Source organism: Aeromonas sp. 602658 (assembly GCF_049173005.1).
GTDB classification, from domain to species: domain Bacteria; phylum Pseudomonadota; class Gammaproteobacteria; order Enterobacterales; family Aeromonadaceae; genus Aeromonas; species Aeromonas veronii_A.
This window is the reverse complement of sequence record NZ_JAAKRF010000024.1, coordinates 15,608-26,178: the sequence shown is the minus strand read 5'-3', so window position 1 is coordinate 26,178 and position 10,571 is coordinate 15,608. Positions and strand designations below refer to the sequence as shown.

The 10,571-nt window shown below is 60.6% G+C and carries 12 protein-coding genes; 8 read left to right on the top strand and 4 right to left on the bottom strand.

The window, feature by feature from the left end; genetic code table 11:
• Nucleotides 1–43 precede the first annotated feature (43 nt).
• The gene (gene secB / locus G5253_RS15290) at nt 44–514 is read left to right on the top strand and encodes a protein-export chaperone SecB (protein ID WP_005340639.1); all 471 of its coding nucleotides are present in this window, start codon (nt 44–46) and stop codon (nt 512–514) included.
• Between the two features lie 2 nt (nt 515–516).
• Nucleotides 517–1,521 carry an NAD(P)H-dependent glycerol-3-phosphate dehydrogenase gene (gpsA, locus tag G5253_RS15285; protein ID WP_266134974.1) on the top strand — a complete coding sequence of 335 codons (1,005 nt, stop codon included), beginning with the start codon at nt 517–519 and terminating at the stop codon, nt 1,519–1,521.
• Nucleotides 1,522–1,590: 69 nt separating this feature from the next.
• Here the strand turns inward: gpsA and nfuA are convergent, their stop codons facing one another.
• Both nfuA and G5253_RS15275 read right to left on the bottom strand, forming a co-directional pair.
• The gene (gene nfuA, locus G5253_RS15280; protein ID WP_005340636.1) at nt 1,591–2,169 is read right to left on the bottom strand and encodes a Fe-S biogenesis protein NfuA; all 579 of its coding nucleotides are present in this window, start codon (nt 2,167–2,169) and stop codon (nt 1,591–1,593) included.
• Between the two features lie 80 nt (nt 2,170–2,249).
• A complete protein-coding gene (locus G5253_RS15275; RefSeq protein WP_266134975.1) occupies nt 2,250–2,978 on the bottom strand; it encodes a ComF family protein in 729 nt (242 codons plus the stop codon).
• Nucleotides 2,979–3,016: 38 nt separating this feature from the next.
• Between G5253_RS15275 and bioH the strand changes: the two genes are divergently transcribed.
• The 4 genes from bioH to G5253_RS15255 all read left to right on the top strand — a co-directional run bounded on the left by bioH (nt 3,017) and on the right by G5253_RS15255 (nt 5,228).
• Nucleotides 3,017–3,781, top strand: coding sequence for a pimeloyl-ACP methyl ester esterase BioH (gene bioH / locus G5253_RS15270; protein WP_075116222.1), 765 nt, complete (start codon nt 3,017–3,019; stop codon nt 3,779–3,781).
• A gap of 71 nt (nt 3,782–3,852) precedes the next feature.
• Nucleotides 3,853–4,086, top strand: a complete 234-nt coding sequence (locus G5253_RS15265; RefSeq protein ID WP_005342675.1) for a flagellar basal body rod C-terminal domain-containing protein — start codon at nt 3,853–3,855, stop codon at nt 4,084–4,086.
• 1 nt (nt 4,087) lies between these two features.
• The gene (locus G5253_RS15260) at nt 4,088–4,864 is read left to right on the top strand and encodes a putative metalloprotease CJM1_0395 family protein (RefSeq protein ID WP_266134976.1); all 777 of its coding nucleotides are present in this window, start codon (nt 4,088–4,090) and stop codon (nt 4,862–4,864) included.
• Nucleotides 4,865–4,949: 85 nt separating this feature from the next.
• Nucleotides 4,950–5,228, top strand: a complete 279-nt coding sequence (locus tag G5253_RS15255) for a hypothetical protein (RefSeq protein ID WP_005340630.1) — start codon at nt 4,950–4,952, stop codon at nt 5,226–5,228.
• A 70-nt stretch (nt 5,229–5,298) separates the two neighbouring features.
• Here G5253_RS15255 and G5253_RS15250 read toward each other — a convergent pair whose 3' ends face one another.
• Together G5253_RS15250 and greB are read right to left on the bottom strand one after the other, a co-directional pair.
• Nucleotides 5,299–7,608, bottom strand: coding sequence for a Tex family protein (locus tag G5253_RS15250; protein ID WP_421203665.1), 2,310 nt, complete (start codon nt 7,606–7,608; stop codon nt 5,299–5,301).
• A 191-nt stretch (nt 7,609–7,799) separates the two neighbouring features.
• The gene (gene greB / locus G5253_RS15245) at nt 7,800–8,273 is read right to left on the bottom strand and encodes a transcription elongation factor GreB (RefSeq protein ID WP_005355349.1); all 474 of its coding nucleotides are present in this window, start codon (nt 8,271–8,273) and stop codon (nt 7,800–7,802) included.
• A 248-nt stretch (nt 8,274–8,521) separates the two neighbouring features.
• Here greB and ompR point away from each other — a divergent pair, with 248 nt between their 5' ends.
• Nucleotides 8,522–9,244, top strand: coding sequence for a two-component system response regulator OmpR (gene ompR / locus G5253_RS15240; RefSeq protein WP_005340625.1), 723 nt, complete (start codon nt 8,522–8,524; stop codon nt 9,242–9,244).
• A complete protein-coding gene (gene envZ / locus G5253_RS15235; RefSeq protein ID WP_266134978.1) occupies nt 9,241–10,551 on the top strand; it encodes a two-component system sensor histidine kinase EnvZ in 1,311 nt (436 codons plus the stop codon). Before ompR ends, envZ begins: the two co-directional genes overlap by 4 nt.
• The last annotated feature ends 20 nt before the right edge of the window (nt 10,552–10,571 follow it).

Below are 10,571 nucleotides of genomic sequence, written 5' to 3'. Positions count from 1 at the left end.
AGGGCCTGAGCCCACTTATCCATATAACAAGGAATCAAACGAAATGGCTGACGAGATCAACAACCAGGAAGTACAACCGGAATTCCACATCCAGCGTGTTTACACCAAGGATGTCTCTTTCGAAGCGCCGAACACCCCGCACATCTTCCAGAAAGAGTGGCAGCCGGACGTCAAGCTGGATATGGATACCAAGACCAACATCCTGGCTGAGAACGTCTACGAGGTTGTCCTGACCCTGACCGTGACTTGCAAACTGGAAACCGAAACTGCCTTCCTGTGCGAAGTACAGCAAGCCGGTATCTTCACCATCGGTAACCTGCCGGAGCCGCAACTGGCTCACTGCCTGGCTGCCTTCTGCCCGAACATCCTGTTCCCGTATGCCCGCGAAGCCGTGGCCAACATGGTGAGCAAGGGTTCCTTCCCGCAGCTGAACCTGGCACCGGTCAACTTCGATGCCCTGTTTGCCCAGCACATGGCGCAAGCACAGGCCCAGCAGGCGACTGCGGAAGCCTGATAATGGCTGACCAGATCGCTATCTCGGTCTTGGGGGCGGGGTCTTATGGCTCCGCCCTTGCCATTTCTCTGGCGCGCAATGGTCATCCGACCCTGCTGTGGGGTCACGACCCCGCTCATGTCGCCGAGCTGGAACAAGACCGCTGCAACAAGGCATTTTTGCCTGATGTCCCTTTTCCCGCCGATCTGCTGCTGACTGCGGATCTGCAACGTGCGGTACAAGCTGCCCCCGTGCTGCTGCTGGTCGTGCCGAGCCATGTATTTGGCGATGTGCTGACCCGGATCAAACCCTTCCTGCGCCCCGATACCCGTATCGCTTGGGCCACCAAGGGTCTGGAGCCGGACAGTGGCCGTCTGCTGCAGGATGTGGCCCGTGAAGTGCTGGGTGACGAGATACCGCTGGCGGTGATCTCCGGTCCCACCTTCGCCAAGGAGCTGGCTGCCGGTCTGCCGACCGCCATCTCGGTCGCCTCGACCCACGACGAGTTCGCCGACGATCTCTCCCACCTGCTGCACTGTGGCCGCTCGTTCCGGGTCTATACCAATCCGGACTTCGTCGGTCTGCAGCTGGGTGGGGCGGTGAAGAACGTCATCGCCATCGGTGCCGGTCTCTCCGACGGGCTAGGGTTTGGCGCCAATGCCAGAACTGCGCTCATCACCCGGGGTCTGGTGGAGATGCAGCGTCTGGGTGCGGCGCTGGGTGCCGATGCCAAAACCTTTATGGGGATGGCGGGGCTCGGGGATCTGGTGCTCACCTGTACCGACAACCAGTCGCGCAACCGTCGCTTCGGGCTGGCCCTCGGGGCTGGCAAGGATGTGAACACCGCCATGACCGAGATCGGTCAGGTGGTGGAGGGGTATCGCAACACCAAAGAGGTGCATCTGCTGGCGGCCCGCTGCGGCGTCGAGATGCCCATCTGCGAGCAGATCTTCAAGGTGCTCTACGAGGGTAAGAACCCGAAAGAGGCGGCCATCGCCCTGCTGTCGCGAGACAAGAAGGACGAGTAATCTGCCGATTGCCCATGCAAAAGGCCCCGCCATCTGGCGGGGCCTTTTCTTTGCTGCAAGGGCTGCAAATCAGTAGTAAGAGTGGTCGCCGCGCTGGTGCTCGGTGGCGTCTTTCACACCGTTGAGCTCACCCGGGAACTTCTCCAGCAGCTGCTTCTCGATCCCCTCTTTCAGGGTGTAATCGACCATGGAGCAACCGTTGCAACCACCGCCAAACTGCAGGATGGCCAGTTTATCTTCAGTCAGCTCTACCAGGGTGACCTTGCCACCGTGACCGGCCAGCATGGGGTTCACTTCGGACATCAACACGTACTCGATGCGCTCGATTAGCGGCGCGTCGTCGGCCACTTTACGCATCTTGGCGTTCGGTGCTTTCAGGGTGAGCTGGGAGCCCATCTGATCGGTGACGAAGTCGATGGTGGCATCCACCAGGAAGGGGGCGCTCAGGGGATCGACCATGCAGTCGAAGCCGCTGAAGGGCAGGTGTTGATCTTCCGGGTCCACGGCATCGGGCGGGCAATACGATACGCCACACTCGGCATTCTGGGTTCCCGGATTGACCACAAACACCCGGATATTGGTGCCATCAGGCTGTTTTTCCAGCAGTTTACGGAAATGGGCCTGGGCGGCGTCGGAAATGCTGATCATCACTATCCTCATAAACCTGAGTGTACGACTAGGGTATTCATGATAACGCGGTTATTAATGCTTGGGTAGCATGCCGATGGCTACTTGCTGTGCCGCAGGGTACGACAGATTGCCCACACTTCTACCTTTGTGATGCCGCTCTCATGGAGCAAACGGCTGAGCTGCCCAGCGGTGGCGCCTGTGGTCACGACGTCATCGAGCAGGGCGACATGGCGATAGTGGTGAGGGCGGATCCGGAATGCCCCGCGCAGATTGCGCCGCCGCTGCCCGGCGCTCAGGGTTGTTTGCTGCGGTGTTGCCTTGATGCGCTGCAACAGGGTGTTGTCGCAGGGAATACCGGTGAACTCGCCAAGGGCTTGTGCGATCTCCTCCGCCTGGTTGAACCCACGCCGCCACTGCCGCCACCAGTGCAGGGGAACCGGAATGATCGCCTCCGGCGGCTCGCGGCTATCCAGATGATCGGCCAAGAGGCGTGCCAGTAGCGGCGCCAGCAGGATCTGGCCGGAATATTTGAGCCGGGGGATCAGCATGGGGTAGGGAGCCTGGTAGTCGCCAATCACCTGCAACCGCTTCCAGGGGGGAGGTCTGCGCTGGCAGCGACCGCAGACCGGTATGCTCTCTTCTATATAGTCAGCCAGCGGTGCTGCGCAGAGGCGGCATCTCGGCTGTGGCTGGTGCAGCGCCTGCCGACACCAGCTGCAGAGCAGGGGCTCGTTGTCGCAAGGCTGATGGCAGAGCAGGCAACTCCCTTGCCAGTCACCGTGGCTGCCGAGCAGCGGGCTTGCTTTAGCGAGCAGTCGCTTTAACATGCTGACCCCAAGAGCATGAACAGGGATCTTGAGTCTAGATGAGCATATCGGTAGAGCAGTTTGGCCAGGGGCCCGATCTGGTGCTGTTGCACGGGTGGGGGATGAACGGTGCGGTCTGGCATGGTGTTGCCCAACAGTTGGCGTCCCACTATCGGGTTCATCTGGTGGATTTGCCCGGCTTTGGCAACAGCCCGCTGGCAGACGAGGTGGATTACAGCCTGCCCTGGCTTGCCGAGCAGGTGGCCGCCATCTTGCCGCAGAAGTGCCATCTGCTTGGCTGGTCGCTCGGCGGTCTGGTGGCAAGCCAGTTGGCGCTGACTCATCCCGATCGGTTGCACTCCCTGATCACGGTAGCCAGCTCTCCCTGCTTTATGGCGCGGGACGAGTGGCCCGGAATTGCCCCCAAGGTACTGACCGGCTTCAACCAGATGCTGGCGGGGGATTTTCGCCAGACCATAGAGCGCTTTCTGGCGATCCAGGCCATGGGCAGCGAACATGCCAGAGACGATATCCGTCAGTTGCGCCAATGGCTGGCCGAGCGGCCGGTGCCCGAGTTTGCCGCACTCGAGGCTGGACTGACGCTGTTGGCCGAGATTGATCTGCGCGAACCGCTGCAGGAGCTCGATCTGCCCTGGTTGCGGATCTATGGCCGACTGGATTCATTGGTGCCCAAGGCGGCCATTCCCCTGCTGGATGATCTCTACCCTGCCAGCTGCAGCGTGACTCTCAATAAGGCCTCACACGCACCTTTTATCTCCCACCCTGACGAATTCATTGAAATCGTTCGAGATTTTGTTGGCTAAAAAACAGCCTGTAAGCTTCATTAATCCTCTGGTCTGGCGGATAATTAAGCTGTGACCAGAGGAGTAACACCATGCGTATTGATTCTGCTTTCAACAGCGGGGTTCAGGGATTTCAGCGAGCCGAGCAGATTGCCGACAAGGCATCCAATCAGATCGCCCGCCTCAACACCCCCAGCGGGGATCAGGTGCAAGTGACCGATGAGCTTGTCAATCTCAAGGTGGCCGAGCAACAGGCTGGCGCTTCCGCCAAGGTAGTGCAGACTGCCAGCGAGATGATGGGAACCCTGATCGACATCCGGGTGTGAGATGAACATCAATGTCAGTCTGCCTCCCCTTATCCCGACACAGCTGCAACCCCAGGTGGAAGCAGCGAGGACGGATAATCGCCGGGCAGAACTGATCCCGCAGGCCCGAGCGGGCCAAGCCTCCGTTGCCGAATCTGAAGTCGGCTCCCAGAAAGAGAAATCCAAAGCTGGTCAGGCCTCCAGCAATCAGAGCTCCCAGAACAGCCGTGAAACCGGACAATTAGCACCGACGACACTGCCAGACAATCGCTTTGTCGAGGCCACCGGTGAGGATGGGCAGCGCAAGCAGCAAGATCCCAAACAGCAGGAGCAGCAACAGCAGCAACAGCGGCAAGAGCAGCAGGTTCAGGATCTTGTCGAGCGTGACAAGGAGGTGCGTACTCACGAGCAGGCTCACCAGTCTGCGGGTGGAGAGTACGCCAGCTCGCCCACCTATCAGTTTACGCAAGGGCCGGATGGCAAGCGTTATGCTACGGGTGGCGAAGTCCAGATCGATACCAGTGTCGTACCCGGTGACCCTGCGGCTACCATCGCCAAGATGCAGCAGATCCGCTCTGCAGCGCTGGCGCCTGCCGAGCCTTCCGCGCAGGATTTGGCCGTTGCACGCAGCGCCGCCGCGAGTGAAGCCAAGGCGCGCAAAGAGCTGATGGCCGAGCAGAGCGCGAAATCGGGCAGTGTGCTGAGTGCCTATATGGACAAGCGCAACAGCGTCATCGCGGGCCACTATCAACAGGCTGTCAGCCCGGCTTCTACCCAGTCCCTCAGTCTGCATATCTGAATCACCCTCGCCAAACTTTCAGCTGCTTTGCCTGTTTTGCAACTAACCTGAAGATCAGGCCCATTCCAATTTCACAGGAGCTGTCATGCATTTCGATGAAGTCAAAGCGGAAGATTTCACCACCTTCTCCCGTGTACCGCCCCCCCACCTGCAGATGGAGCAGTTTCTGATGCAGCTCGGAGGAGGAGGAACTGAAGGAACCAGTTTCAAGAAGAAAGTGATGCTGGCGGCTGGCTGGAGCCACACCGGCGTCGTCTCTTACGGCAAGTATCCGCAAGAGGCCTGCAAGGCATTCAACCGGCTGCGGGAGGTGCTGGCCCAGCATGGAGAGCCCGAGAGCATTCTTGCTGCCCTGGCGCAGTGATCCTGAGCTTCGCGTGTAAAAAAGCCCCTAGCGGGGCTTTTTGCATTCAGAGGCGTTCCGGACGGTGTCGTTACTTTTTCGCTTTGGAGAGCGCCGCCGCGAAGGCGTTGCCCATGGCACCACCCATTGGGGCGTTTTGGCGCTGCTCATTTCTTGGTTTGGCGTTGCCTGCGCTACTGTTGCGCGCTTCAGCTGGTTTGCGGGCGGGCTGCCCTGCCTTTTCGTCGAGGCGCATGGTCAGGCTGATCCGCTTGCGCGGGGCGTCCACTTCCAGCACCTTGACCCGCACAATGTCGCCCGCCTTGACCACCTCACGGGGATCCTTGACGAAACGGTCGGTCAGGGAGGAGATGTGCACCAGCCCGTCCTGATGAACACCGATATCGACGAAGGCACCGAAGTTGGTGACGTTGGTGACCACCCCTTCCAGCACCATCTCGGGCACCAGGTCGCTGATCTGCTCCACCCCTTCCTTGAAGGTCGCGGTTTTGAACTCGGGGCGCGGGTCGCGGCCCGGCTTGTCCAGCTCGCCGATGATGTCGGTGACGGTAGGTACGCCGAATTGCTCATCGGTATAGTCGGCCGGTTTCAGGCTGCGCAGCAGGCTGCTGTTGCCGAGCAGGCTCTCCACGGTCTGCTCCAGCTTGGCGAGGATCCGCTCCACGACCGGATAGGACTCCGGGTGCACCGCTGAGCTGTCGAGGGGATTGCTGCCGCCGCGAATGCGCAGGAAGCCGGCGCACTGTTCGAAGGCTTTGGGGCCGAGTCGGCTCACTTTCAGCAACTGCTGACGGCTCTTGAAGGCGCCGTGCTCATCCCGATAGGCGACGATGTTCTGGGCCAACGTCTGGGAGAGGCCGGAAACCCGGTTGAGCAGGGCGACCGAGGCGGTGTTCACATCGACCCCGACCGCGTTCACGCAATCCTCAACCACGGCATCCAGTCGGCGGGCCAGCTGGCTCTGGCCGACGTCGTGCTGATACTGGCCCACCCCGATACTCTTGGGGTCGATCTTGACCAGCTCGGCCAGCGGGTCTTGCAGGCGGCGGGCGATGGAGACGGCGCCACGGATCGAGACATCGAGATCCGGGAACTCCTGAGAGGCGAGCTCGGAGGCGGAGTAGACCGAGGCCCCCGCTTCGCTCACCACTATCTTCTGCGCCTTGGCGGCGGGGTAGCGCTCGAACAGGTCGCTCACCAGCCGGTCGGTCTCCCGCGAGGCGGTGCCGTTGCCGATGCTGATGAGCTCAACCTTGTGCTTCTGGCACAACTCGCTCAGGGTCTTGAGGCTTTGATCAATCTGGCGTTTTGGTTCGAACGGATAGATGGTGGCGTGATCGACCAGTTTGCCGGTGGCATCCACCACGGCAACCTTGACCCCGGTGCGGATGCCCGGATCCAGCCCCATGGTGCAGCGCATGCCGGCCGGGGCCGCCATCAGCAGATCCTTGAGGTTCATGGCGAACACCTTGATCGCCTCCTCCTCTGCCGACTCGCGGATGCGACCGATCAGCTCGGTCTCCATCTGAAGCGACAACTTGATCTTCCAGGTCCAGCTCACTACCCCCTGCAGCCATTTGTCGGCCGGGCGGTTCTGCAGATTGAGCTTGAGGTGGTGGGCAATGATCCCTTCGCAGGGGCTGGCACTCTCGTCGTCACCGGTGACCAGCGCCAGATTGAGGATCCCCTCATTGCGGCCGCGCAACATGGCCAGCACCCGGTGGGAGGGGGCCTTGTGCAGCGGTTCGTCGTGTTCGAAGTAATCCTTGAACTTTGCCCCTTCCTGCTCCTTGCCTGCTACCACGCGGGCGCGCAGGGTGGCGTTCTGCCACAGGTAGTCGCGCAGCTTCTCCAGCAGGTCGGCCTGCTCGGCGAAGCGCTCCATCAGGATATAGCGGGCGCCGTCGAGTGCTGCTTTGCTGTCGGCAATGCCCTGTTCGGGATTGAGGAAGGCGGCCGCCGCTTGCTCGGGATCCTGCATCGGGTCGCTGAGCAGCAGGTTGGCAAGCGGCTCCAACCCGGCTTCGATCGCCATCTGCCCCTTGGTGCGGCGCTTGGGCTTGTAGGGGAGGTAGAGGTCTTCCAGTCGGGTCTTGCTGTCGGCGCCATTCAATTCGCGGGCCAGCTCGGGGGTCAGTTTGCCCTGCTCTTCGATGGAGCGAATGATCACCTGACGGCGATCCTCCAGTTCACGCAGATAGCCGAGGCGGCTCTCCAGAGTACGTAGTTGGCTGTCGTCCAGACCGCCGGTCACCTCTTTACGGTAACGGGCGATAAAGGGCACGGTCGAGCCTTCATCCAGCAGGCGCACTGCGGCCTGCACCTGCTCCGGGCGAGCATTGAGCTCACCAGCAATCTGTCTCTCTATGGTTTGCATCATGATGTTGTTGAGGGCCTCTGTGGTCGAGTCCGCGCCATCAGGCGCCAAGTGTGAGCACTATATGGGGTCGTGTTGCGGGATGCCACCCTGCGCTGGGGTCTGCACCAGTCAGACTGATAAAGTCGCAGGGGAGGGCGTTTATCTTGCCATTGCACCTGTGACTCAGGATGTGCCTGTGGCAAGCAGTCCGGCTATTTGGGGTAGCTGATCTCGTTGATATACCAGCAGACGTCACCAACTGGCGTACGGACGATGGCCTCATCACCGACCTCTTTCTTGAGCAGGGCGCGGGCCATGGGGGAGTCGATGGAGATGTAATCCTTGCGCTCGAAGATCTCGTCATAGCCGACGATGCGAAAGCGCTTGGTCTCGCCCTCTTCGTTTTCCACCTCGACCCAGGCGCCGAAGAAGACCTTGCCCTCCTGCGCGGGGGCATAGTCGACGATCCCCAGCTCTTCGAGGCACTTGCGCAGGTAACGCACCCGCCGATCGATCTCCCGCAGCCGCTTCTTGTTGTACTGGTAGTCGGCATTTTCGCTGCGATCCCCCAGACTGGCGGCCCATGCCACCTTCCTGGTGACCTCGGGGCGCTCCTGGCGCCAGAGGAAATCGAGCTCTTCTTTCAGCTTGTTGTAGCCTTCGCGGGTGATCAGCTTTGTCTTCATGGTGATGCGGACCTGTCAAAGAGGGGTATTCATCGCTAACTGCTCGGGAATATTAGCTTTTGTCCTCTTGCTGTCGAGGGAAATCGTGATGGCTCGGCTGGCGCCATTCAGGGAGTCGCTGGCCAGCGCAGTGACTTGATGGCCGTCACGCTCTCGGGACGGGTAATAACCGGTAACATATTTGTGCTTTGCTCCCGCTATATCCCCCCCTAGTATTGGGGGCAGCTAAAGAATGAAGAGGCAAAGCAATGAGTCAGCAGCAATACAAGGTCCTGGTCGTGGACGATGACCTGAAATTACGTTCCCTGTTGGAACGCTATCTCACCGAGCAGGGATTCGTAGTGCGCGGCGTGGCCAATGGCGAGCAGGCCGATCGCTTGCTGACTCGTGAAAACTTCAGCCTGATGGTGCTCGACCTGATGTTGCCGGGGGAAGATGGACTCTCCATCTGCCGCCGTCTGCGGGAAGCGGGCAACCAGATCCCGGTGCTGATGCTCACCGCTAAGGGGGATGAAGTGGATCGCATCGTCGGGCTCGAGATGGGGGCCGATGACTATCTGCCCAAGCCGTTCAACCCCCGCGAACTGCTGGCGCGGATCCGTGCCGTGCTGCGCCGCCATACCGTCGAGCTGCCGGGGGCCCCCTCGGCTGCAGAGAAGGTGGTCAACTTCGGGGCTTTCCAGCTCAATCTGGCAACCCGCGAACTGAGCCGGGATGGCGAGCCGATGGCGCTCACCAGCGGTGAATTTGCGGTGCTCAAGGTGCTGGTCAGCCATCCGCGCGAGCCGCTCTCCCGCGACAAGCTGATGAATCTGGCCCGTGGCCGTGAATACACCGCCACCGAGCGCAGCATCGACGTGCAGGTCTCTCGCCTGCGTCGCCTGCTGGAACAGGATCCGGCCCAGCCCCGCTATCTGCAGACCGTCTGGGGTCTGGGGTATGTGTTCGTGCCAGATGGTGACGGTGCATGAAAAAGGTCGGCAGCATGTTCTCACGCATGCTCTGGTTTCTGGCCGCCGTTCTGGTGGTCTATCAAGCGGTCTCCTACGTCACCTTCTATAACTATCTGCTGGCGCCAACCGTCAAGCAGATCAGTCACTTGCTGGCCAATCAGGTCAAGCTGATCTTTCCGGTCAACACTGAACAACTGGCGCTGAGCGAAGATGCCGAGGCGCTGGTCTATGTGACGACCGGTACCGACATCTATACCCAGAGCGAGGCGGTGCAGCATGGCTTCAACGAGGCCAAGCCGTACCCCTATCTGGAGGAGAACATCAGCCGCGAGCTGGGTGGCCCGGCCAAGGTGCGGGTCGAGATCCAGGATCACTACATCATCTGGATCCAGCCGCCCCAGGCCAGCAAAATTTGGGTGCGGATCCCGCTGACCGAGATTGAAGATGACGATATCGAACCCCTCATCATCTATCTGAGCGTGCTGCTGGTGATCACCCTGTTTGCTGCCTGGCGCTTTGCACGCCAGTTGGTTCGTCCGCTCGAGGATCTCGAGGCTGGCGCGGTTGCCGTGGCCAGAGGACATTTCCCCGAGGCGCTGGGGGAGCTGGGGTCACGGGAGGTACGCCGTCTGACCCGCACCTTCAACCATATGTCCCACTCCATCAAGAGCCTGATCGAAGAGCGTAACCTGATGATGGCGGGGGTTTCCCATGACCTGCGAACCCCGCTGACCCGTATCCGGCTGGCGACCGAGATGATGTCCTCCGGTGACGAATATCTCAAGGAGAGCATCAACTCAGATATTGATGAGTCCAATGCCATCATCGATCAGTTCATCGATTACATCCGCCCGGATGAGGGGCAGGCTCCGGTACCTGTCGATCTGACCCAGCTGGTGCACGATACCCTGTTGATCTATTCGGAGCAGGGGCTGGACGTCGATCTGGCGCTGCCACAAGAGGCAGTGCGGGTGGCCTGCAATCCGGTTAGTATCCGGCGGGTGTTGAACAACCTATCAAGCAACTCGCAGCGTTATGGGGCGAGCCGCTTGTATGCCGAGTTGAAGGACGACGGGCACTGGGTGCGCCTGCGCCTATCCGATGATGGCCCCGGTATTCCGGAGCAGGACTACTCCCGGGTGCTCAAGCCGTTTACTCAGGGGAATGTGGCGCGAACTGTTGGCGGCAGTGGCTTGGGGTTGGCCATCGTGGCCAAGATAGTCGCCCAGCACCACGGCACTATCCGGCTGGGAAGCTCGGATCTCGGCGGCCTGCTGGTCGAGATACGGCTGCCGAAACATCAGCCACAGGAGTGGATGGATTGAGAGAAGGGCGTATCCGTGGA

Bases quoted from the DNA above. Each gene is read 5' to 3' on its own strand.
- G5253_RS15260 (WP_266134976.1), top strand. From the start codon at position 4,088: ATGAACATCAATGTCAGTCTGCCTCCCCTTATCCCGACACAGCTGCAA.
- ompR (WP_005340625.1), top strand. From the start codon at position 8,522: ATGAGTCAGCAGCAATACAAGGTCCTGGTCGTGGACGATGACCTGAAA.
- nfuA (WP_005340636.1), bottom strand. From the start codon at position 2,169: ATGATCAGCATTTCCGACGCCGCCCAGGCCCATTTCCGTAAACTGCTG.
- greB (WP_005355349.1), bottom strand. From the start codon at position 8,273: ATGAAGACAAAGCTGATCACCCGCGAAGGCTACAACAAGCTGAAAGAA.
- bioH (WP_075116222.1), top strand. From the start codon at position 3,017: ATGAGCATATCGGTAGAGCAGTTTGGCCAGGGGCCCGATCTGGTGCTG.
- secB (WP_005340639.1), top strand. From the start codon at position 44: ATGGCTGACGAGATCAACAACCAGGAAGTACAACCGGAATTCCACATC.
- envZ (WP_266134978.1), top strand. From the start codon at position 9,241: ATGAAAAAGGTCGGCAGCATGTTCTCACGCATGCTCTGGTTTCTGGCC.
- G5253_RS15265 (WP_005342675.1), top strand. From the start codon at position 3,853: ATGCGTATTGATTCTGCTTTCAACAGCGGGGTTCAGGGATTTCAGCGA.
- gpsA (WP_266134974.1), top strand. From the start codon at position 517: ATGGCTGACCAGATCGCTATCTCGGTCTTGGGGGCGGGGTCTTATGGC.
- G5253_RS15255 (WP_005340630.1), top strand. From the start codon at position 4,950: ATGCATTTCGATGAAGTCAAAGCGGAAGATTTCACCACCTTCTCCCGT.
- G5253_RS15275 (WP_266134975.1), bottom strand. From the start codon at position 2,978: ATGTTAAAGCGACTGCTCGCTAAAGCAAGCCCGCTGCTCGGCAGCCAC.
- G5253_RS15250 (WP_421203665.1), bottom strand. From the start codon at position 7,608: ATGATGCAAACCATAGAGAGACAGATTGCTGGTGAGCTCAATGCTCGC.